Below are 22,030 nucleotides of genomic sequence, written 5' to 3' on the forward strand. Positions count from 1 at the left end.
ATATTTCTATTTCAACCGTCTCGCTAGATTAACTACACGTTGAGCTAAATATTTTGCAGTTTCAAGATCTGTTTCATGTAATGAACCGTCTGAAGATTGAGCCACAACACCAAGCTGACAGCCTAACCTATTTATTCCTCTATCTTTGAAACCTATAGCAGAGTCTAAACCAACCCAAAGCATTCCATGCTGATTAGATAAAGTAACCAGATATTGTAATGTACTCGTTTGATCTCCGTTTAACTCACTACCAGATGTGAGCCCAGCTGCGATTTTACCTGCCCACAGTTGTTCACACCATAAATCACTAGTTGCATCAGCAAACGCCTTAAATTGTGCCGAAACTCCGCCCATGTATGTTGGCGTACCAAAAATAATCGCATCACATTTATCTAACAGCGAAAAAACATCAGTTTTCTCAAAACGACCCTCGATAATTTCATGACCTTCAATCCTATGTTCAATAACGCTTACATCACTTTGAGATTCAGCTTCAGCGATTATTGCTTTAGCCATTGCCCCTGTTACGTCCGTTTTACTGAAATAAACCACACCTATCTTGATCAAAATATACACCTAGGTAAAAGTCTACCACTGAAATCTAAAGAAATATAACGCCAAGCTAAGCGGAAAAATGCAGTTGGCTAAAATGTGCGAGGCACGAACGCTAGCCAACTGTAATTTTTCCGTTTAAGCAACTTGTTATGTTTTACACACACTCTATAATTTCCATCAATTCAGATTCAGAAATTATACGAATACTTAACTCATTGGCTTTGTTTAACTTAGATGCACCAACCTTGTTTCCTGTAATTAACAAAGTGGTTTTTTTGGAAATTGAAGATTGTACATTGGCACCTAGATCAATTAGTTCATCAGCTAACTCATCCCTTGTTTCATAATTTTCAAATTTACCACTTAGGACAATATTTTCTGACTCCCAATCGATTGATGGATCTTCTAACCAATTCCATTCATGCTCATCGTACTCAGTAAAGGAGTCTTCTTCATCTTCATCAGCGAAGTGAAAATCATACTCACCGCAATCCCCGATAAAAACAGCCGCCTCAACCGTAATTGCTCCAAGTTCATCGAAAAGAAAAGAAATAAAGTTTTCAACGACTAATGACCCCCAAGCATAGAACTTTAAATTATGAATGCCATCTGATTCAGAAGCGGATAAATCTATATCTAAATGTTTATCTACTTCGAAATACTCTGAAGCATAAGATAAAGCTTCAAAATTTTTTGATTGAACATCCTGTATAAATTTTGACAATTTACCAGATTTATCTTCAGTGATCTCAACATAAACATTAAACTTATTCTCTGACATAAAATATCCTTTTTATTATAGGTTGCGAAAATTTAGATTGTAAAACATAACGCCTTGCTAATTTTCCGTTTAAGCAACTTGTTAAGCCTTTTTATTTATTAATTTTTTACCGTAGTTAATTCCGGGTATTTCGATATATTTATATATAAAGTGAGCAACTAGCATTGTTAAAATTAGCAAAGATAAAGAGGACGCAATCCAAATTAAGGTAGATAACTCTCCACCTTTTAATACAAACGAGAAAAAAGGAAGCATCAAAATTAAGTGAAATATATATAGAGAATAAGACATCTCTGCCAAATATTTTGATGAGCTGTGACTAAATATTCTATTTACAAAAGAATACATAATATTCACTCGTTTTATATTACAAAGCCACCACCAACTGAAGAGAAATAAAACTGGAATGTATAGAGAGCGATTGCCAAGTAGTAAGAATACAATAGAAATAACAATGACAAAATAATAGCTCTTTGATCTTTCGCTATTGTTTATAAACAAATATGCAAGGGCAATACCTGCCGCAAAATTATGAAATTTTAAAGGTAAATAACTAGGCATAGGGAAAATAAAACCTAGTTTATATGAAACATAAGCAATCCCCATCATTCCTAATAGGGACACTGTAAAAAAAACAGTAAAATTCTTTTTTAGAAAATAAAAAAGAACAGGAAAGACTAAATAAAACTGCATTTCTAGGCCTAAGCTCCAATCAGGCAGAGGCGTACTGAACGAGTAAGAAGGCATGAGCCCAAATATAAATGACGCGTGGATAAAAAAACTTTTAAGCGGATCTTGAATATAGTATCTCGACATGTCCGTCATTGTATGAGGTAACACTTCTGCAATTAACTCTCTGCTCGCCCCCAAGTAACTTGCAAATATAAGAGCAATAACTAAACAGAAGTAATAGGCTGGAGCTATTCTAAAAATCCTTCTAATGTAAAAGTTTTTTAAACCTACTGTATTCTTCAGCCCGAAATAAGACTTACTAACATTACATTGGAAGTAAATTAAAAAACCTGATGCTAACATAAATGCATTTACAGCTTCCTTCCCTATACTACCTGATAAAAATCCAGGCCCTCCCCCTAAGATTGCAGCATGATGAAAAAAAACTAGTAATGCAGCCCAGCCCCTTAAAAAATCCAGAAGAGCTATTTCATGCTTCATTGTTGATTGCATCTTTTACCTTATTTATTATGAAAGTTAATATTTGCCAAGAGGCTTAACGCCCTGCTAATAAGTGAACCAAGTGCTGGCGGGCGATTTGCTCAGCAAATGGCATGACAGCCTTGGGGAATCTGAATATTAGCAACTTGTTAGCTATCCCTTTTCGGGTTCGACGTCTTTATTAGACCAGATTAAGCCCAGCTCAGGGCTTTCGATTGTAAAACTAGAGAAGACACAACTATAGGACTGCGCGACGTCACACATAAACTCAACCCAGCCAATAAAATCAACTTGGCTTAGTTCATTGCCATAGGGTCGAGTTGTGCCAATTAAAAACTGATACCCTTTATCATCTACATCACTGAATTCCAGTTCATAGTTTTCACTTAACTGTTTACCCAGTTCTTTTAGTTTTTCGGGAAGATCGCAAAAATGAGTAAAATCCATGGCAAACACAGTTTCATTTGAAACTCCTGCTTTCAACATGTTTTCCCAAAGCATTGTTGCTTCGTCTACCTTTCGAGCTTTGATTCTTGAGTAGTAGTCATCCCAAGTTTGTTGAGGATCGTCCATGATATTCCTTGTATAGATAACGCCTCGTTAAGAGGCAAATAATATGTTGGCTAAAATTAGCGACGCAGGAGCAAAAGCCAACTGTTATTTGTCCTGCTTTTACGACTTGTTAAGTGGCTGATACTCTTGATTTTACTTTATCAAAGTCTTCAATATTAGTGTTAATTTTAGAACCTAAATATATAACTACTTCACGAGCTCCAGCCCCAAGTGCTAGCTCTCGTAAAACTCTTTCTTCTATATCAGTTAGACCGCCGTCGGTTTTCTCCAATTGATGAACTATGACTCGAGGCGAAGGTTTGATTTTAGATTTATGCAAAGTGTACATCCCATGCTGCAGTATTTTCTCAGCACACATAAAGTCGGCGACAAATGATCGATTGTGTTTAAAAGGGTTAAGCACTCTAATGTTCGAGCCTGAAAGGGATTTGGCTTCCTTTCCAATTGCTTTTATTACTTCACCTTTTTTAGTGTTTTCTATTGCTATATAAGGTTCATCTTCATACGACAAATCAGAAGAGAAAGCTTTAATAGAAAGTTTGTTTTCACTTAATTCAAAAAGTAAATCATGCGAGAAAAGGCTTCTTATAAATGTAAACAATACTCTGGGCCTCCGAGCCACTTAACGCTTTGCTAAGGGGCAATTAATAGTTGGCTAAACTTGCGCGAAGCGCCAAGCCAACTGTTAATTGTCCCAGTGAGTTTACGAACGAACTTGAGCAACTTGTTATAAGCCATTTACTCAAATTTGTCCGAATCGTATTTAAAAGTTACATCAAAGCAGCGTTCTTCATGCTTTGATGAATCAAATTTCCATTTCTTTAATGCGCGAAGTGATTGCTTATCAAAAATTCGTCTTGGCTGAGAACGAGTAATTTGGTGCTCTACAACCTTGCCTTCGCTATTCACTGTTACCCTAAAGTCAACGTAACCGACACCTGAAAATCTTTCGGAATGTATCGGCCACTGAGGGTTTACAACTTCAATTAACGCGAATTGTTCACCTATGCACGAATCTACCTCATACATTTCGGTATTAACAAATGACACTAAGGTTGAGGCTAAAACTAATTCGATCATCATGGCTTATAACGCCCTGTTAAGGGGCGGATAATAGTTGGCTTAAAATGTGGAACGAAGTGGAACCCAAGCCAACTGTTAGGAGTCCCGCTTGAACAGCTTGTTAGCTGCAGCTTAAATACTGCCGGTTAAAGTAAACCAAATACAATGTGACTAAAAAAGGGAGTGTTGATATTGCAGCCCAGCTACCTAATACCCCTGACGCATAAAAAGCAGGTACAAAGAGTGATGCTATCCCTAAGCTAATATATATTTTCATGCGAAAAGGCGAAGCAATATTCATGGAGTCATCCAGGGTTTTTGCAAGCAATTGGCTAAGCCCCCAAAAACCCATTGCTCCGCCAATTGACAAGAGTGGAATAAATGCGCCTTCAAATTCACCTTGCAACACTCCAGCAATAGCCAAGGGAGTAGCAATAATTATACTTAGCCCCAAGACCAAAATAGGTATAAAAAAAGCCAGAGCAAAGGAAAATACAAGAATAAATTTACAAGAATAGCTCATAACTTCCTGTGGCAGCTAACGCCCGCATAAGCAGCGGACCAATTTGGGGCGCATTTATGCGTCGTTTCTTTTTGCATTAAATGAGGCCGATGTTGAGGCCGTCTGCCTTAATGCCCTTGTTATATAACCTTCTTTGCGATCCAATGTATGGGGCTACGTAAAAAAGCAAAACAAACTAAACCAATAAATATACCAATTAAAACACGCATTCCTACAGAGTTCTCTGCATACAAGCTTTTGCCGACTCTAAGCTCTACCAATAAACTCTTGTTTTTCTGATGCTTTCCTTTTATTTCTTTTTCTGTCATTCGGTTTAGAAATTCTTCACATGTTGCATAAGTACCAGGCGAAAAGTACTCCTTTCCATCAAGTGTGAAATAACCTCTAAGTTTGCCTCTTGCGCTAACTTTGCAACTTAGATCACTATTGGTTAAATCTACTGACTCAATATTTTTATCAGCGCGCACAACCAATATATAAATCACACCTAGCGTGATAAAAAGTGTCGCAATAGTCGCATCTAGAGCAAATTTAAAGTTGACGGTTTTCACTGAACCTCATAGTTATATAACGCCTTTGTAACGGGCAGCTTTGTGGCGAAGCCACGCTTAAAGCTGTCCAGCCCGAAGGGCGTTCGTTGACAAACTTGTTAAGTGTTTTTGGCACTATGCTCGCCTGTTATTTGTGCTTGCAGCTCACTTGGTACATTAACCCATGAAACGCTGGGAGAAAATACTAGCTTACAACCTTGCTCTGCTGCCGCTTTAATTATTTGTTGATACCACTCGATGTAACCCCACTTACGAGGCTTGGCACCATAGAGATATTTATGCTCACTATTCCAGTGAACCTCCATGGCCTCGCGGTAAATCATAGGGAAAGTTTCAGTCGCAGGCTTTAGATATAGCCACTCTTGTTGATCAATCCCTATCTCTTCGATTAAATCTTCCATACTTTCTCTGACACTTAACGCCCCAATAATGGGCAAATATCAGTTGGTTAAAATAAGCGACGCAGGAGCAAAAACCAACTGTTATTTGTCCTGATTAATTGGCTTGTTAGCAGTACATTACTCTACTGCTAGAATCTTCCGCAATGTAACCATACCCTTTAATTGTGACTGATTGAGCCTCTAAACCATAAATCAGAGCAGATGTGGCTACAACTGGAAAATTAAGTTTAGTTAAATCAGCTTCATTAGGTTTCGAAATACCAAACCAAAAATTGATTGCCTCACCTTTTACAAACATACAAGGTTGAGAATACTCAACATCAGTTAAACCGTAATTAATATAGCCGACAAACTCGGAGCCAGAAGCATCAATAAACTTAGCTTTAACTAGCAGTTGAGAGTTAGGGTTTACAGCATCATCTTTAGTTGCAGGAATAACAATTGTTTCTTCACAGCTATCATCTTTCCATATAGGAAATTGCCATACTGCATGTTCTGATAAATCTTGAAGAGTGATATCCCAGATATGCTTACTCATAGCCTTCCTTGTACTGCTAACGCCTCGCTAAGAGGCTAAAAATAGTTGGTTAAAATAGGCGACGCAGGAGCAAAAACCAACTGTTTTTTGCCCTTTTGAGCGACTTGTTAGCAGTACTTTGCCATATGACTGTCAAATTGCTCTGCTAGTTTTAAATACTCATCAACCCAGCCATTTTCCATTGCTATTTCTTGTAATGGTGCTGTTGGTAAGAACAAGTAATTGAGTTTACTTACATTCACTTTGCCTGAACACTTTAGCAAATCTAATTGCTTATTTATTAATTGTACTGTTTCTTCGACTTCCATATCTGACCATATAGAGTCTTCCGACTTTGCGAGGTACGATAAAACTTGTTCCAATATTTGAGTTAATGGAACCCTAGCATCTCGTCTAATTTTTCGTTTAAATATCAGATTCCAGAAAAAATTCATCTTGTACTGCTAACGCCTCACTAAGAGGCTAATAATGCTTGGCTAAAATCTGGCACGCAGTGACAAAAGCCAAGCTTTATTTGTCCTGCTTGAGTGCCTTGTATGGATAATAAACCCACCTAATTTACAAATACTTCCCTGTTTCGGGTAATGTGAGACCCAGGCTTTAGCTGCAACTAAAGCTCTCCTTGTCGTAGTTCGATTGATTGCTGGCTCCTCTATTGAGAGACCGATAACAAGAAAGAACGCGACAAAGGACTCCAAGCAAAACACTCGAATAGTCTACTGGGTCTCGAACCCGCATTTGCAAGCAAGAGTTAGCTTATTATGAATTCAAAAACTAATCAAAACATTAACATCGGTGTCGATACGGGTAAGTTTCAGCTCGATATTTATATCCGACCACTCGATATCTTTTTCAACGTCAAAAACGATGAGAAAGGCATTAAAGAAGCTGTTAACCTCATCAAGAAACACCATCCTGAACGTATCGTTATTGAAGCAACAGGTCGCTTAGAAATGCCATTTATCATGGCCTGCGCTGAAGCAAATCTGCCCTTCGTTATTGCGAACCCAATACATATAAAACGATTTGCTGGTGCCATTGGTCAAAAAGCTAAAACAGACAGGCTAGATGCGCAGCTCATCGCTCATTATGGAGATGCGATTAAGCCTAAGCTATCTACTTTAAAGCCTGACATCATGCAGGCTATGAGCGATTTAGTCTCAAGACGCAATCAAATTATGGCAATGCAAACGATGGAGAAGAACAGGCTGCAAATTCTGCCGAAAGAGGTTGCGATGACCATCAAACCTATCTTAACTGTATTTAGAAATCAGATAGAAAAGATAGAAGCAAAAATAGTTAAACTCATCGAGTCCAACCCCGACTACCAAGCCAAAAATATCATTCTACAAAGCATGAAAGGAATAGGTAAAATCGCCGCTGCTTCAATCATCAGTAACCTGCCTGAACTTGGATATATTAATAATAAAGAAGCGAGTTCATTAGTTGGTGTTGCACCAATGAATAAAGAAAGTGGTCGCTTCAAAGGCCAACGAAAAATTCAAGGTGGACGGCATCAGGTCAGGACTGTTTTGTATATGGCAATGATGTCAGCCATACAATCAAACCCTGTTTTTAAAGAAACTTACCAACGTTTAGTCGAAGCCGGAAAACCAAAGAAAGTAGCTATTATTGCCTGTATTAGAAAGATGGTCGTGACGCTTAATTCAATGCTAAGAGATGGTGTGATGTGGGAAGCGCCAAAAGCTTGAAATTAGCTATTGACGCCATAGTCTCTTGTTATGTGCTTTTAAAGGCAATCTCTGCCTACACTACAAGCAGTTAGTAATGCAAAAACAGGAAACAATAACCCCAGTAATATAGATAATGACGCAGCTATTATATGTTGAATGTTATCAGGCTTTTTCTTACTAAAGACAATTATGATGAACATTATTGCTAAAGGTACTGAATAAAAAATTGAACTAATCACCAACAGCATTGATGCTCTATTTTCTCTTCCGTAGTCAGAAGCCTCAAAAAAATAAGCATAGTAATATAGACTTATAAATACACAAATAGCAAAGAAGATTAAACTACTAATATTAAAGCGCTTTATTATTAGGTAACCTAATTCCAAAAAGACAAAGCAAACCAAAATTGCAGTAATAAAAATAGATATCAACTACACCCCTCCATGAGCACATAACGCCTTACTAATAGGCACATAAATGCTTGGCTAAAATTAGCGACGAAGGAGCACAAGCCAAGCGTTTTGCATCCTTTTAAGTAACTTGTTAGTTGCCGGCTTAAATAATTGTCCAAGGATTGTAACCCATAGACTCAATTGCTGGAGCAATTACATCAGCTAAAAATTCTTTCTCCTCGGTATCAAAATCATCCCAAGGCAATTGATCCACAAGTTTTTGTAACTTGTCTAATTTAGAGGATTTGTCTAATTCAGAGTTTTCATTAATCACCTTCAGACTTTTAAGAAAGTTAACAGTGACACTCTCAAGTTTTTTAATCACAGGAGCAGGTGATGGTATTAGCCCCCGTTTTTCCCACAGCGGTAAAGCATAATTGTCGTTTAGGATTAGTTCTTCAATTTTCATGCTACTTCCTTGAGCAAAGCAATTAATACTTAAAATAGATATTAAGATGAAACTCAATAATCTCTTCATAGGCAACTAACGCCTCGCTAAGAGGCGTAAAATGCATGGCTATAATTAGTGAGGTACGAACGCAAACCATGCTTTTTGCGTCCTACTTTAGTGCCTTGTTATAGGGCTTTTCTATCCCAGACAACAAATGATGCGTTCACAGCACTACTTGCAGATAACGCCAGTTGTTCATTGTCAAAACCATTCAACTCTTGAAACATTGACATAAACTCGGGTGCTTTAGGACTTTCAGAGGCTAAGTAAAAATCAATATTTTCACACTCAAACTTCCAAAACAAATCATCACTGAATGGGCCTTTATCGTTTGTAATGATTTTAATAAATCGAATAGTTTTTGGGTCAACATTGATTCTTTTACCAAATGACCCTTTACACAAAAACATATCACCAACTTCAATTAACCATGGGCCACGAGGATAAAAGTTTTCGTTACCTGATTTTTTACGAAATAGTCGATTTAACAATGACACTTATTGAGCCCTATAACGCCCATTTAAGGGGCTGATAATTGTTTGCTAGAATGTGTAGCGAAGCGAAACCGAGCAAACTGTTAGCAGTCCCGCTTTAAATTCTTGTTATGTTTCTTTGGTTAACACTTCAAGTTTTAGCTTTTCAAGTTGTGAACTAACTTGCCTATATTTCTGTTGATAATCTGCCGCTGCTTTTAAACAGGCTTCGGTGTAACCATCACTAACCTTATTTTCTTTACCTTCAAGCCATGCTTTAGATTTGTCATGCTCTTTTTGCAATAGGTCAGAGTAATGCTGTTTTAAGGTCAGGAGTGAGTTTACACGTGAGATATCATTCGCTTTTTTAGCTTCTGACCAAGTCCATCTAGCATATAGTGCTGAGAGTAAAGCAACCAGAAAGGCACTAATTGCCATATAATCTGAAAATCCCAAGTTCACCTCCATATCGACACCGACTTAAAGAAACATAACGCCTCATTAAGAGGCTAAAAATAGTTGGTTAAAATAAGCGACGAAGGAGCAAAAACCAACTGTTTTTGTCCTACTTTAATGACTTACTAGCTGTAATTACTTGATATTGCTAGTTATTTTATTTATCTCGGCAGACATTTCTTGCTGTATTACTGGCCTTAACTTTAAGAACTTAGCGTAAGCTGGGTGGTCTAATATTTCAGCAATTTGCACTAATTCGTCTGCAGTAAAATGCTTAATGTATATATCTTGAATCTTACCTATAAATTCATCTGAATTAAAAAGCTTTAATAATTTGGTAGCATATTCACTCGATTCTTTCTCTGTATAACCGCCAGAAGTAAACACTTTGGTTAGCGATTCCTTTGTATAAGCGGAAGAAGATTTTTCAAATATGCTTTTGGCAGCCTGTTTTGCTTGATCGGAATTAACAGCAAAAGAGCTTTGAGAAATGACTAATAAAAAGAATATGAGCTTACGCATGTGGTTGACCTCCTTGCACTGCTAACGCTCTGCTAATAAGTGAACTGAGTGCTGGCGGGCGATTTGCTCAGCAAATGGCATGACAGCCTTGGTGAATCTGAATTTAGCAGCTTGTTAGCTAAGCATCGTGTACTGCATAATGAATAATTCGCTTACAAGCTTCGTTTGAACCTATATGCTCTTGCCTCATGGAATCCAACATTTCTTTGACCAAAAATACTTCTAGAAAATACGCCTTACCAGAACAATATTTTTCAGCAACTTCAGGTGTCGGTAATGACATTTCTTCATCTGACATTTCAATTACCTGAGCATCTGAAGAAGCTAGGTAACTCCCCTCAATCAACTCGGCAAAAATTATGCCTTCATCATTGTAGTTCTCAATAGACTCAATTAATTTTCGAAGTTCCATTACTACCTAGCTAACGCCTTGCTAAGCGGCGCAAAATAGTTGGCTATAATTTGCGAGGAACGAGCGAAAGCCAACTGAATTGCGATCCGCCTGCAGCGCCTTGTTAGTATGCCTGCAGCTCATCGGCACACTTATATGACTCACTAGTTGAAGCAAGCTCAAGCATTCTCTTGTTGAATGCCTCTGCATAGGAAAACGCCTTGGTTATTAAATCATTTGAGGACCCACAAACTGAACTATCAGCACCAACCCACAAAGTTTCCCACTTAGTTTCCAATACTACGCAAACAGTCATCTCAATATCGTCAAATGCAGGACGTGCAGGAGCAATGCCATTAGCTACAGATATAAATGAAACTCCTGACTTATCGAAGGCTAAGTCAGCATCTTCGGAAGCATTGTTTACATCATATCTAGCTTGCTCCGATTCAAAACGGCAGCCATCAGCATATGCAATACTCGACCATGCAATAAACACTAATATGAGGATTTTCATACTACCTCCTGGCATACTAACGCCCTAATAATGGGCAAAAAATTGTTGGCTAAAATGTTGAGGAACGAAAACAGCCAACTGTTTTTTGTCCTTATTAATTAGCTTGTTATAGCGCATTGCTACGTTCAAAATTATTTATATCCCAAACTATAGGCGCACCATTATCGTCTAAAAGATAAAACTTAGATTGATTGGAATAAAAAAACTTATCTGTAAAGGTAATCAAATTAGAGTTAAATGCAGCAACAAACTTTTTGTTAGCTTCAAATACACCTTCTTTCATTTCTTCATTACGCCCAACCAACACCGCATTTTTACTTATAGGAATAGATAACTCAATATCTTTAGTGTTTAAACCATAATATTGAACCTTGCTGTTTGGGTGCATTAGTAAAAAAGGACAGTCTGATGTAATAAAATTTGTATTAGGATCATCAGAGATTAATAAACAATAATACTTATTGCTCAAACACTCCATAACTGTGCTTATTAATTTTAACTCTGATGTTATTAAATCAGTTTGATTAAATTTGAATGCATCGCGATTAGAAATATTCACATCTTTGTCGATGCTATCAACAATTTCCTGAGTACGTTTTAACGGTGCTTCTCTAGTTGATCTACTAGATGGTGTTCGAAGATAAAGAGTCGCGGCTAAAAGAAGTAAATATTGCATTTCATCTTTTGGAGGGAGTGTTTTATGGAGAGAAATATACTCTAATGCTTGCTTTATTTTGGGTTCAATTTCGTTCGCATACCAGTGCTCAACGAGCAATGAGTTTTCGTGTTCTATTGTATAGTAGTCTCGTTTCTTGCAGCTTTTAATTGGACTAGTTTGAAAAGGTTTTTTGTTATCTATAGGTATCGACCAAAAAATCGATTCTTTAGTTTCACCTTCAGTAAACCCTGCTAAATATGAGGCTGGAATATAATGATGACCTGCTTGCCGACCCATGACACTCCCTTGCGCTATAACGCCCGGCTTAGGGGCGGACTTGGAGTTGTTTGTGTTGTGCTAGCGTAGCGATAAGCACATAAACAACGGAAAGGCCGTCCCAGCCATGCGTTTTTTTGCATGGCGACTACAGCCGCTTGTTATGTGGCTAGCGGTTAGTTTCGATAGCATTAAATATAGCCTGAACCGCTTGCCACTCTTTTGTGTTGAAATCTGCAAAGCGCTGCATGCCTGATAGCTCCCGATATAAATCTTCACAGACTAATTTCTCACTACTAGTGCTGCTCAATTTTTCTATGTAGGAGTTAAATGTACTAACTCCTTGCTCAATATCTCGATCTTTAGCAGAGGAAATAAGAAATCTAAGATTTTCTATAATTTCAGAATTCACGACTTATCTCCATGAACACATAACGCCCTAATAATGGGCCAAAAATAGTTTGCTAAAATGTTGAGGAACGAAAACAGCAAACTGTTTTTTGTCCTTATTAATTAGCTTGTTATGTGGCGCTATAGCAAACCTGACTTTGATGTCTTGTAGATAATGCCGTAAATACATTTATATTCAACTTGAACGCTAAATCGCCTTAGTTTACTTGCAACCAATTTGTGGTCATCTTCTGATATAGAAGAATCACAAAACACTATAAGGTTGTCAGAATGCCCAACTGAAAGAGCTGAATGAGGTTCAATATGTGACACTTCTATTTTGGTTACTACTTCATTTATTTCTAATGTTTCAAATAAGGACTTATAGCACTCACGATTTTTAATTTTGACTTCATTGTTATCAACAAAAAACTTGATATGGCTTATAAAGGCAGGACCTAAACCTAAATTTTTTAACTCACAGCGCAACCCTTGCAATGGTTTATTAACCCATGAAAAGTCTACATATGGTTTAGCTGATAATCGGTTATGCTTCCGTGTTTGTAAACCTTGCCATATAGTTAGCCCTAAGACTAACAATGCGATCACCACCGAAGCCAGAGCAATCCAATCACTTGCTTCAAATATTTTTAAACTCTCAGGCAAGATGCAACCTCCGTGCCACATAACAGCTTATTATATAGCTGCTCGATAATGTTCCTGTTCAAATTAAACTTAGTAGCAACGATACTAAGCCAACCGACTGTTTATTATGAATAATAATTTTAGTTCCTATTAATTTATTCTATATCAACAGGGTAAAATCGAGCTTCTTAATGTAGAGGTCTCTACAATCTTTTGCTAAGTATCATTATTTCAATAACTTAACAACATCTTAGAATTTTATCGAGCAAAGAACTATCATTTTTTGCTCACTTTTCTCGCAATTTTTCAAAAAAGAATTATAACTGTATATATATACAGTTATAATTAAGTAATTCCTATGAAGAAGCCAACTTTTATTGAAGCTATCAGAGAACAAATTAGGGTTCGCCATTATAGTTTGCAAACCGAGAAATCTTATCTCTACTGGGCGCGCTATTTCATCCGATATACCCAAATCAAAAATGCACGCGAATTAGCGCCCTCTCATATTGAGTCCTTCCTGTACTATTTAAGCAACCAACGTGGGGTTAGTGCTAGTACACAAAAACAAGCATTGTGTGCACTTGTGTTCGTATTTAAGCATGTTCTTGAAGTTAATACTGATAACCTCAATTTTCCTTATGCGAAAGCCCCTGGCCGTATCCCTCAAGTATTAGATGCTCAACAAGCCAAGCTCATCATTAACCTAATGAATGGTCAGTACAAAATGATAGCAAGCATCCTATACGGTAGTGGACTTAGGCTTAATGAAGCACTCAGTTTAAGAGTGAAAGATATTGATTTCACTCACCGTACAATTTTTGTTTTTAGAGGCAAGGGGCAAAAGGATCGAGTCTGCTTATTACCAGACTGCACTGTTGATAGTCTTGAGGAGCAAATTGAAAAAGTAAAAGGAATACATCATAAAGATATTAAAGCTGGTTTAGGCTTCACTTCATTGCCACCCTCACTGTTTAGAAAGTATCGGCAAAGCATTAATCAGTTTCACTGGCAGTATATATTCCCAGCTTCCCGCCTATGTGTTCACCCTATTGATGGCTATATTTGCCGTCATCATATTCATCCGTCTGCATTTGGCCGTGCATTAAGAATTGCAACAACACAGGCACAAGTAGCTAAACGAGTCACTGCACATACTTTCAGGCATTCGTTTGCAACTCAACTGCTACAACACGGAGCAGATATAAGAACCGTACAAGAGCAGCTTGGACATAAGGATCTTAAAACAACTCAGCTTTATACCCATGCGGCGGGTATCAACCAAACAGGTATAGTCAGCCCAATGGACAGATAAATAACTTAAAACCAGGAATTAATGTCATAGTGAAATGCGGCGGCATCTAGCTTCAGTGTTACTTTATACCAATATTAAAATAAAGTGAGCGACTTTAATTGGCGTTGCTCTTTCAATCATATTTTAATTAATTTTTGCTAAGTCGAAAGGCTATGAGCCAAAAGTTAACGAAATCAGACTTTAACTCACAATGTGGCATAAATGAGTTATATCCCCTACATTCATACGCTACAAACCTTTTAACTCTCTAATCAAATTCACTCAAATTCTAGAAAGCAAAAAGCCCGCTACAAAATAGCGGGCTTCTCTAAATATGGTGGAGAGATAGGGATTTGAACCCTACATTGATGCGCTACAACCTGTTAAGTATATTCCGAAATAACTTAAAACCCAGAAAGCAAAAAGCCCGTCACTTTGCAGTAACGGGCTTCTCTAAATATGGCGGAGAGATAGGGATTTAAACCCTACATTCATGCGCTACAAACCTTTTAACTCTCTAAGCAAACTCACTCAAATTCTAGAAAGCAAAAAGCCCGCTACAAAATAGCGGGCTTTTCTAAATATGGCTAAGAGATAGGAATTTGAACCCTACATTGATGCGCTACAAACCTTTTAACTCTCTAATCAAACTCACTCAAATTCTAGAAAGCAAAAAGCCCGCTACAAAATAGCGGGCTTTTCTAAATATGGCGCAGAGATAAGGATTTGAACCCTACATTGATGCGCTACAACCTGTTAAGTATATTCCGAAATAACTTAAAACCCAGAAAGCAAAAAGCCCGCTACAAAATAGCGGGCTTCTCTAAATATGGCGGAGAGATAGGGATTTGAACCCTAGATGGGCTACAAACCCATGCCGGTTTTCAAGACCGGTGCATTCGACCACTCTGCCATCTCTCCGAACGAGCGAGATAATAGCTATCTCCCTCACGTGTGTAAAGTAGAAATTGAAATAAATCGTTCATTTGGCTATTTGAGCAGCAATTTGCACTTAAACGTCGAAAAATAGCGCTACTTCTCCATTTTAACGGGCGTTAATCCTTTAGCACGATCATCAATTGCATCATCCAGTTTAAAGCCTGCTTGCTTCCATGTTTGTGCTTCTTCAGGGTTAAACTTCTCTTTTGACCACTCTGATGCAGACTCAACATCAAAACTTGCTTTGCTCCACTGCTGAGATTGTTCAGCATTAAAACCACTCTTACTCCAAGTTTGAGCTTTAGCAGCATCAAAGCCAATCGCTTTCCAATCAGCAATTTCTCGCTCGGACATACCTTTCCATGACGGTGCAGATGCGCAGCTAAACAATAAACCAGCAAGTGCTACAACAAGTAACTTTTTCATTTAATACTCCTTCAACAGTAAACTTATGTAACTGATTAAAAAAACATCAAATAAACTATAGTTAGCGATATGCTCAGTTTCAAGAAAGCGGCAAGTAAATCTGAGTAACCCTAACTAGCATTCACAATGACATGCAATGAAGTAATAAAAAAGGCCACCTTAGGTGACCTTTCTGATTCGTGAGTTTAGTTGACTTGCATCACGTTGAATAATGATGCTTAACTACGTTGACGAGTCGATTTAGGACGCGCAGCAGTTGTTTTGTGCTTTCGTACTGCTCGGCGAATTTTCGCGCCTTTAACTTTAGCACGTGCAACACTGTGCTTATCAGTGCCTAATAAAGTACGTGTTTCTGGCTCTAATCCCGCAAGCTGGCGTAAGTAGTTAACCTGTTCCATATCCAGCTCTGTCCAACCACCACGTGGTAAGGCTTTTGGTAACTCAACCATGCCATAACGAACACGAATAAGTCGGCTTACCTGAACCTCTTGAGATTCCCATAAACGACGGACTTCACGGTTGCGCCCCTCTTTAAGAGTCACATGCCACCATTTATTGAGTCCTTCACCACCAGCAGGTTTGATACTATCAAAGTTTGCTGGCCCATCTTCAAGAGTCACCCCTTTACGAAGACGCTGCACAGCGGCTTCTGGCACATCGCCAAAGGTACGCACTGCATATTCACGGTCGACTTCATTTGAAGGGTGCATTAGACGGTTAGCTAATTCACCATCAGATGTGAATAATAATAGACCTGAGGTATTGATATCCAAACGCCCTACAGCAACCCAACGTGAATCACGTATTTTAGGTAAACGATCAAAGACGGTTGGTCTACCTTCTGGATCTTTTCGACTACAAATCTCGCCTTCTGGCTTATGGTAAGCCAACACGCGACAAATAATATCATCTTCAGTTTTGATAACGATGGCACGGCCATCAATGCGTATTTTAGCATCTGCTTCAACGCGATCACCTAAACTGGCAATTTCTCCGTCTACACTAATACGGCCTGCAGCAATCCATGCCTCCATCTCACGACGGGAGCCATGGCCTGCACGGGCCAAGACTTTCTGCAATTTTTCGCTCATCTAGTTCGACTCTTCTGTTTGTTGTGGCGCTAATGAAACCTTTTCAAACAACGCCTGCAATGACTCATCATCCGTTAGCGACGGTAAGTCTGCTAAGGTTTTTAAGCCAAAATAAGATAAAAACTCTGTCGTGGTTGCATATAATGCAGGTCGCCCTGGCACTTCTTTATGGCCAACGGTTTTTACCCAATGTCTATCAGCTAAACTCTTTATTATGTGGCTGCTGACGGCCACACCTCTTACATGTTCAATATCACCGCGCGTTACTGGCTGCTTATAAGCAATCACCGCTAGGGTTTCTAACGTCGCACGTGAGTATTTAGGGGATTTCTCTTGCCACAAAGGTTGTAAGAATTCACTCAACAACTCTTGGGTTTGAAAGCGATAACCACTGGCAACTTCAACCAGTTGTACCCCACGCTCTTGATAATCTTGCTGTAACTCATCAAGACAGCTTTTAATTCTGACTCGTGATACATCAAATTTGACTAAAACGGTTTCTTTAATCGCTTTAATACTTAACGGTTTACCCATCACAAACAAACTGGCTTCGATTAATTGTTTTAATTGAATGTCATTTATTTGCATGATGTCCTTTCTCATATCAACACTTGGTTGTTAAAACGCTTTAACGTAAATCGGTGCTAACGGTTCGTTTTGCACTAAATCAACCAACAACTCTTTGACTAATTCCATTAACGCTAAAAAACTCACTACCACACCAGCCTTTCCTTCACTGACATCAAATAAATCAGTAAATGGCACAAAATGTTCTGTTGAAAGTTTAGCTAATATTTGGCTCATTCTCTCGCGTGTCGATAATGCTTCACGCTTAACATGATGATGCTCGTTCGCATCAATGCGTTTTAACACTTCAGAAAACGCTTGAGCAATGTCAACTAGCGATACTTCTGGCGGCATGATGACTGGCTTGATATTCGGTGCTGTTTTAGCTTGTGCTAAAAACACATCTCGTTCCAATCGCGGCAAACCGTCTAAGTCAGCAGCTGCCTGCTTTATCACTTCATAAGCTTTAAGTTGGCGGATAAGTACCACGCGAGGATCTTCTTCATCTTCCTCTGTGGTCGCGACTTTAGGTAACAGGAGTCGAGACTTAATTTCTGCCAAGGTTGCTGCCATAACTAAATAATCAGCTGCGAGCTCTATGCGTGCTTCAGTCAAAATATCAATATAAACTAAATATTGAGTCGTAATTTTTTCAATTGGCAGGTCAACAACATCCAGTTTTTGCTTGCGAATTAAGTACAATAATAAATCGAGAGGACCTTCAAAGGTCTCCAAAAACACTTCCAGTGCTTCTGGCGGAATAAACAAATCGGTCGGCATTGCATCTATTGCTTCGCCGCGTACAATCGCAAGAGGTAAACTTTTTTGTATCCCCTGCATTGAACAATTCCTTTATTAATATTCTCAATGTAATAAGTTTCAGCGAGTTACATAAAAACAGCTAAGCGATTTAAAAGTAAACTTGCCGCTGCGACTCTTACTACTAGCGCATATTGTTGAAGCTAGAAATTACCAAACGCGCGATTATACGCACTATTGGCTAGGGTTGAAACAACTATCCATTAATCTTGTGGCTAAAATCTAACACTTGTCGGTGGCATTACACCAAGCATCAAGCGCAGGCATCTATCAACACCTGCAACAAAGACTTACTCAAATAAACTCGTATCACCCGCACCTTCACGGATAATATCAATGTCACCTTCTGACATATCAATCACGGTGGTTTGGTTTTCAGCTAAATAACCACCATGAATAATTGCGTCTACGCTGTGTTCTAATATATCTCGGATATGTTCAGGATCTGACTCTGCAAACTCTTCATCAGGCATCACTAAACTGGTCGACATAATTGGTGCTTCAAGCGCCTCTAATAAAGCCAAGGCAATTAAGTTATTTGGCACACGAATACCAATGGTTTTCTTTTTATCGCACTGTAAACGGCGCGGCACTTCCTTACTCGCTTTGAAGATAAAGGTATATGGACCTGGCGTGCAGCTTTTCAGTAATCGGTAAGCTTGATTGTCCACACGAGCAAAATTAGCCAATTCAGATAAATCTCGGCACATTAGTGAGAAGTTATTATCATTTTCAATTTTACGAATACGCACCATACGGGTCATGGCATCTTTTTCGCCAATCATACAACCCAGTGCATAACCTGAATCTGTCGGGTAAACAATTACCCCACCTTGCTTTAAAATGTTCACCGCTTGGCTAATTAATCTTGCTTGCGGGTTTTCGTCATGTATATAAAAAAATTGGCTCATGTTCGCTCCGTCCAAGATTCTGTTTGCCACACCCACTGCACACCAGCAGGTTGGAATAAATTTTTGCCTAACTCAATCCAATTGCTTGGGAAATGAAAATCACTGCCAATTGAACCCGCTAGGTTGTTCAAATGACTTAAAGCGACTAAGTTAGCGCGATCATCAATGCTCTGTTGGCCTAATACCACTTCCATGGCATCGCCACCAGCCTCTTTATACTCTCGCACTAAGCGCTTTAACCATTTAGCTGAAAGCTTGTAACCACTGGGGTGTGCCAATACCGCTACGCCACCAGTTTGATGAATAATGTCAATCGCATTGGCCATGTCAGCCCAATTATTGGGGACATAACCTGTTTTACCTCGCGCTAAATAGCGCTTAAAAACACTCGGCATATCTTTAGCATAGCCGTTTTCTGCTAACCAACGAGCATAATGACCGCGACTAATAGCTGCGCCTGCGGCAAACTTTTTAGCGCCATCATAGGCACCTTCAATTCCGGCTTTGGCTAAACGGTTACCAATTTCTTGGGCTCGTTCTTCACGTAATTCACGTTGACGAGTTAAAAAGTTCAGTAAAATTGAGTTTTCTTTATCCATATTTAAGCCAACAATATGAATATCGAAGTTGTTCCATCGAGTAGAAATTTCAACACCATCAATTAATTGTAGTGGTGTTTCATGTTGTTGGTTAAATTGATGCGCTTCAGCAAGTCCTGCCACAGTATCGTGATCTGTGATGGCGAGCATTTGAACGCCCTTTTCGATGGCACGTTCAACGAGTTCAGAAGGAGTAAGTACGCCGTCAGATGCGGTCGTATGGCTATGAAGATCGGCCAAGAGTGTGTCTGTTATCATAACGTTATTGTACTTTAATCTTTGTTGAAAAGCTTAACCCTATCGTGATTATTTGCTACATATTCAGCAAATTGATGGCCCTTTGACCTCAATGAATAAAAAAAAGCTAAATTTGAGAAATATTCAATTGACATTAAACGCCAGCTAAGGTCTTCTATAAGGCATACGTTAGCCAAACGCATTTTGCTAACTTTTTAGATAACGACTACATTCAAGAGAATTAATTTACATGACCAACTTTAACGCACGTAACATCAATTGGTGGTGGCACTTCCCAAATTAACGGGTGGTGTGAAGCGTTGTGGTTATTTAAATAACACAAGATTTTACTAGAAAGCCCGCAGAGATGTGGGCTTTCTTGCTATTTACGGCTTGCACTCTGAAATAAAACTAACGCAAACCAAGCACGAAATTGCTTTAAAAAGAGTATCGAGTATGAAGAATCAATATCAGAGAGAGGCGCAATAAGCATTATGGAACATCAGTTTGCCCATGTCGTCACACAAAAACAATCGTTAGCATATCATGCTGATCCGCTTAGTCTTTATCAACATGTTACTGCCAATGCGCCGCACACCATGTTGCTTGAGTCTGCTGAAATCGACAGTAAAGATCACTTAAAAAGTATCGTGCTCACTCACGCCGCGATGATGGTGAGATGTGACGGCTATAAGCTTACATTCAGCGCGTTAACCGATAATGGTGCTAGCTTACTTTCTCCTATCAGTGCCTTTTTCAAATCAAGTGAGCAGCAACAGCAAGACAAGGTACTCACCGTACATCTTGCCAAGGCTCAAGAGCGACAGGATGAAGACGCACGATTAAAGTCTACCTCGCCCCTTGATGGGTTAAGAATGTTTATTCAGCACATTCAGACCGACAAAAAAGATGCTTTTGAAGATTTATTTTTAGGTGGAGTCTTAGCTTACGATTTAATCGATACCGTTGAACCTTTGCCTGAAGTCCCCAATGCTGAAAACGATTGTCCTGATTACTTATTTTATCTCGCAGAAACCTTGATATTGGTTGATCATCAGCAACAAGATGCAGAAATCATTACTCACCAATTTTCAACCGATACTCAATTCGCTAAAACTCTTGCTCAGCGGGCAATCGATGTTAAACAGCAGTGCCAAACGCTTGCCCCCGTTCAACCATTAGTTGCCATCGATGCTGAAACTCGCGTCAATATCAGTGACGATACTTTCAAGCAAACGGTTGTGGATTTAAAAGAGCACATTGTTGCAGGCGATATATTTCAAGTTGTTCCCTCAAGAAGCTTTAGTTTACCTTGCCCGAATACTTTAGGGGCATACCGAGCGCTGCGTTTAACCAACCCTAGTCCATATATGTTTTATTTCCGTGGACCTGATTTCACTTTATTTGGCGCTTCGCCTGAAAGCGCACTTAAATATGATGCCGCCAGTAATCAAGTTGAAGTTTATCCTATTGCAGGTACCCGTAAGCGCGGTAAAACTGTCGATGGCCAAATTGACTATGATCTAGACAGTCGTATTGAACTTGAATTGCGTCTTGATAAAAAAGAGCTCTCAGAGCATTTAATGTTGGTTGATTTAGCCCGAAACGACATTGCACGGATCAGCCAAAGTGGCAGTCGTAAAGTGGCTGAGTTGCTTAAAGTCGATCGATACTCACATGTTATGCATTTAGTTAGCCGTGTGACTGGGCAATTACGAGAAGATTTAGATGCTCTGCATGCTTATCAAGCTTGTATGAACATGGGCACCTTAGTGGGCGCCCCTAAAGTGCGTGCATCCCAACTTGTGCGAGAAGCAGAGCAAGCTCGCCGCGGCAGTTATGGTGGCGCTGTAGGATACATTAACGGCCTAGGTGATATGGATACCTGTATCGTCATTCGCTCTGCTTTCGTTAAAAATGATGTGGCCTTTATTCAAGCAGGTGCTGGTGTGGTATTTGATTCCGACCCACAAGCCGAAGCTGACGAAACCCGCCAAAAAGCACAAGCCGTGATTTCAGCGATAAAAATGGGCGGTGGACTATGAGCACTCAACAAGCAAGCGCT

The 22,030-nt window shown here is 39.0% G+C and carries 29 protein-coding genes and 1 tRNA gene; 3 read left to right on the forward strand and 27 right to left on the reverse strand.

Annotated elements, in window-relative coordinates; genetic code table 11:
* Positions 1-6 precede the first annotated feature (6 nt).
* From SJ2017_RS13630 to SJ2017_RS21485, 11 genes are all read right to left on the reverse strand, one after another.
* On the reverse strand, positions 7-567 hold the full coding sequence (locus SJ2017_RS13630) for a flavodoxin family protein (RefSeq protein ID WP_080916104.1): 561 nt from the start codon (positions 565-567) through the stop codon (positions 7-9).
* 142 nt (positions 568-709) lie between these two features.
* Positions 710-1,336 carry a BRCT domain-containing protein gene (locus tag SJ2017_RS13635; RefSeq protein ID WP_080916105.1) on the reverse strand — a complete coding sequence of 209 codons (627 nt, stop codon included), beginning with the start codon at positions 1,334-1,336 and terminating at the stop codon, positions 710-712.
* A gap of 81 nt (positions 1,337-1,417) precedes the next feature.
* Complete coding sequence (locus SJ2017_RS13640; RefSeq protein ID WP_080916106.1) at positions 1,418-2,521, reverse strand: acyltransferase family protein; 1,104 nt, start codon at positions 2,519-2,521, stop codon at positions 1,418-1,420.
* 141 nt (positions 2,522-2,662) lie between these two features.
* Entirely contained in the window at positions 2,663-3,082 is a 420-nt protein-coding gene (locus SJ2017_RS13645) for a hypothetical protein (RefSeq protein ID WP_080916107.1), read from the reverse strand.
* A gap of 109 nt (positions 3,083-3,191) precedes the next feature.
* Complete coding sequence (locus SJ2017_RS13650) at positions 3,192-3,683, reverse strand: rod shape-determining protein (protein ID WP_244899694.1); 492 nt, start codon at positions 3,681-3,683, stop codon at positions 3,192-3,194.
* Between the two features lie 137 nt (positions 3,684-3,820).
* A complete protein-coding gene (locus tag SJ2017_RS13655; RefSeq protein ID WP_080916109.1) occupies positions 3,821-4,165 on the reverse strand; it encodes a TonB family protein in 345 nt (114 codons plus the stop codon).
* Positions 4,166-4,265: 100 nt separating this feature from the next.
* Positions 4,266-4,667: a hypothetical protein gene (locus SJ2017_RS13660; protein WP_080916110.1), complete on the reverse strand. Its 402-nt coding sequence runs from the start codon at positions 4,665-4,667 to the stop codon at positions 4,266-4,268.
* Positions 4,668-4,786: 119 nt separating this feature from the next.
* Positions 4,787-5,218 (reverse strand): hypothetical protein, encoded by a 432-nt coding sequence (locus SJ2017_RS13665; RefSeq protein ID WP_055026585.1) that lies wholly within the window; start codon positions 5,216-5,218, stop codon positions 4,787-4,789.
* A gap of 98 nt (positions 5,219-5,316) precedes the next feature.
* Positions 5,317-5,619, reverse strand: a complete 303-nt coding sequence (locus tag SJ2017_RS13670; RefSeq protein ID WP_080916111.1) for a hypothetical protein — start codon at positions 5,617-5,619, stop codon at positions 5,317-5,319.
* 106 nt (positions 5,620-5,725) lie between these two features.
* A complete protein-coding gene (locus SJ2017_RS13675) occupies positions 5,726-6,157 on the reverse strand; it encodes a hypothetical protein (protein WP_080916112.1) in 432 nt (143 codons plus the stop codon).
* A 107-nt stretch (positions 6,158-6,264) separates the two neighbouring features.
* Positions 6,265-6,591 (reverse strand): hypothetical protein, encoded by a 327-nt coding sequence (locus SJ2017_RS21485; protein WP_156003273.1) that lies wholly within the window; start codon positions 6,589-6,591, stop codon positions 6,265-6,267.
* Between the two features lie 327 nt (positions 6,592-6,918).
* Here SJ2017_RS21485 and SJ2017_RS13685 point away from each other — a divergent pair, with 327 nt between their 5' ends.
* Positions 6,919-7,869, forward strand: coding sequence for an IS110 family RNA-guided transposase (locus tag SJ2017_RS13685; RefSeq protein ID WP_080916114.1), 951 nt, complete (start codon positions 6,919-6,921; stop codon positions 7,867-7,869).
* A gap of 537 nt (positions 7,870-8,406) precedes the next feature.
* On the opposite strand, the gene SJ2017_RS13690 is transcribed toward SJ2017_RS13685, so the two are convergent.
* The 9 genes from SJ2017_RS13690 to SJ2017_RS13730 all read right to left on the reverse strand — a co-directional run bounded on the left by SJ2017_RS13690 (position 8,407) and on the right by SJ2017_RS13730 (position 13,103).
* Entirely contained in the window at positions 8,407-8,712 is a 306-nt protein-coding gene (locus SJ2017_RS13690; protein WP_080916115.1) for a hypothetical protein, read from the reverse strand.
* A gap of 167 nt (positions 8,713-8,879) precedes the next feature.
* Positions 8,880-9,251, reverse strand: a complete 372-nt coding sequence (locus tag SJ2017_RS13695; RefSeq protein WP_055026554.1) for a hypothetical protein — start codon at positions 9,249-9,251, stop codon at positions 8,880-8,882.
* Positions 9,252-9,356: 105 nt separating this feature from the next.
* Positions 9,357-9,683: a hypothetical protein gene (locus SJ2017_RS13700; RefSeq protein WP_167692870.1), complete on the reverse strand. Its 327-nt coding sequence runs from the start codon at positions 9,681-9,683 to the stop codon at positions 9,357-9,359.
* A gap of 135 nt (positions 9,684-9,818) precedes the next feature.
* Entirely contained in the window at positions 9,819-10,205 is a 387-nt protein-coding gene (locus tag SJ2017_RS13705; RefSeq protein ID WP_080914988.1) for a DUF2059 domain-containing protein, read from the reverse strand.
* A gap of 118 nt (positions 10,206-10,323) precedes the next feature.
* Positions 10,324-10,617, reverse strand: a complete 294-nt coding sequence (locus SJ2017_RS13710) for a hypothetical protein (RefSeq protein ID WP_080916117.1) — start codon at positions 10,615-10,617, stop codon at positions 10,324-10,326.
* Positions 10,618-10,720: 103 nt separating this feature from the next.
* Positions 10,721-11,113, reverse strand: coding sequence for a hypothetical protein (locus SJ2017_RS13715; protein WP_156003276.1), 393 nt, complete (start codon positions 11,111-11,113; stop codon positions 10,721-10,723).
* A gap of 106 nt (positions 11,114-11,219) precedes the next feature.
* The gene (locus SJ2017_RS13720) at positions 11,220-12,068 is read right to left on the reverse strand and encodes a DUF4238 domain-containing protein (protein WP_080916119.1); all 849 of its coding nucleotides are present in this window, start codon (positions 12,066-12,068) and stop codon (positions 11,220-11,222) included.
* Between the two features lie 148 nt (positions 12,069-12,216).
* Complete coding sequence (locus SJ2017_RS13725) at positions 12,217-12,459, reverse strand: hypothetical protein (protein ID WP_080916120.1); 243 nt, start codon at positions 12,457-12,459, stop codon at positions 12,217-12,219.
* 119 nt (positions 12,460-12,578) lie between these two features.
* Positions 12,579-13,103 carry a hypothetical protein gene (locus tag SJ2017_RS13730; RefSeq protein WP_080916121.1) on the reverse strand — a complete coding sequence of 175 codons (525 nt, stop codon included), beginning with the start codon at positions 13,101-13,103 and terminating at the stop codon, positions 12,579-12,581.
* Between the two features lie 337 nt (positions 13,104-13,440).
* Between SJ2017_RS13730 and SJ2017_RS13735 the strand changes: the two genes are divergently transcribed.
* Positions 13,441-14,397 (forward strand): integron integrase, encoded by a 957-nt coding sequence (locus SJ2017_RS13735; protein ID WP_080916122.1) that lies wholly within the window; start codon positions 13,441-13,443, stop codon positions 14,395-14,397.
* A gap of 809 nt (positions 14,398-15,206) precedes the next feature.
* On the opposite strand, the gene SJ2017_RS13740 is transcribed toward SJ2017_RS13735, so the two are convergent.
* The 7 genes from SJ2017_RS13740 to rnm form a co-directional block, all read right to left on the reverse strand.
* Positions 15,207-15,297: transfer RNA gene (locus SJ2017_RS13740), tRNA-Ser, on the reverse strand.
* A 111-nt stretch (positions 15,298-15,408) separates the two neighbouring features.
* Positions 15,409-15,741 (reverse strand): hypothetical protein, encoded by a 333-nt coding sequence (locus SJ2017_RS13745; RefSeq protein WP_055026458.1) that lies wholly within the window; start codon positions 15,739-15,741, stop codon positions 15,409-15,411.
* Positions 15,742-15,959: 218 nt separating this feature from the next.
* Entirely contained in the window at positions 15,960-16,832 is an 873-nt protein-coding gene (rluB, locus tag SJ2017_RS13750; RefSeq protein WP_055026457.1) for a 23S rRNA pseudouridine(2605) synthase RluB, read from the reverse strand.
* Positions 16,833-17,420, reverse strand: a complete 588-nt coding sequence (gene scpB / locus SJ2017_RS13755; protein WP_055026456.1) for an SMC-Scp complex subunit ScpB — start codon at positions 17,418-17,420, stop codon at positions 16,833-16,835.
* Positions 17,421-17,450: 30 nt separating this feature from the next.
* On the reverse strand, positions 17,451-18,239 hold the full coding sequence (locus SJ2017_RS13760) for a segregation and condensation protein A (RefSeq protein ID WP_055026455.1): 789 nt from the start codon (positions 18,237-18,239) through the stop codon (positions 17,451-17,453).
* Between the two features lie 269 nt (positions 18,240-18,508).
* Positions 18,509-19,129, reverse strand: a complete 621-nt coding sequence (locus tag SJ2017_RS13765; protein WP_055026454.1) for an L-threonylcarbamoyladenylate synthase — start codon at positions 19,127-19,129, stop codon at positions 18,509-18,511.
* A complete protein-coding gene (gene rnm, locus SJ2017_RS13770) occupies positions 19,126-19,986 on the reverse strand; it encodes an RNase RNM (RefSeq protein WP_055026453.1) in 861 nt (286 codons plus the stop codon). The genes SJ2017_RS13765 and rnm overlap by 4 nt, the downstream gene beginning before the upstream one ends.
* A 473-nt stretch (positions 19,987-20,459) precedes the next feature.
* Here rnm and SJ2017_RS13775 point away from each other — a divergent pair, with 473 nt between their 5' ends.
* The gene (locus SJ2017_RS13775; protein ID WP_156003279.1) at positions 20,460-22,010 is read left to right on the forward strand and encodes an anthranilate synthase component 1; all 1,551 of its coding nucleotides are present in this window, start codon (positions 20,460-20,462) and stop codon (positions 22,008-22,010) included.
* Positions 22,011-22,030: the final 20 nt, after the last annotated feature.

The sequence above is a fragment of the Shewanella japonica genome, assembly GCF_002075795.1.
In the GTDB taxonomy this organism is placed as follows: domain Bacteria; phylum Pseudomonadota; class Gammaproteobacteria; order Enterobacterales; family Shewanellaceae; genus Shewanella; species Shewanella japonica.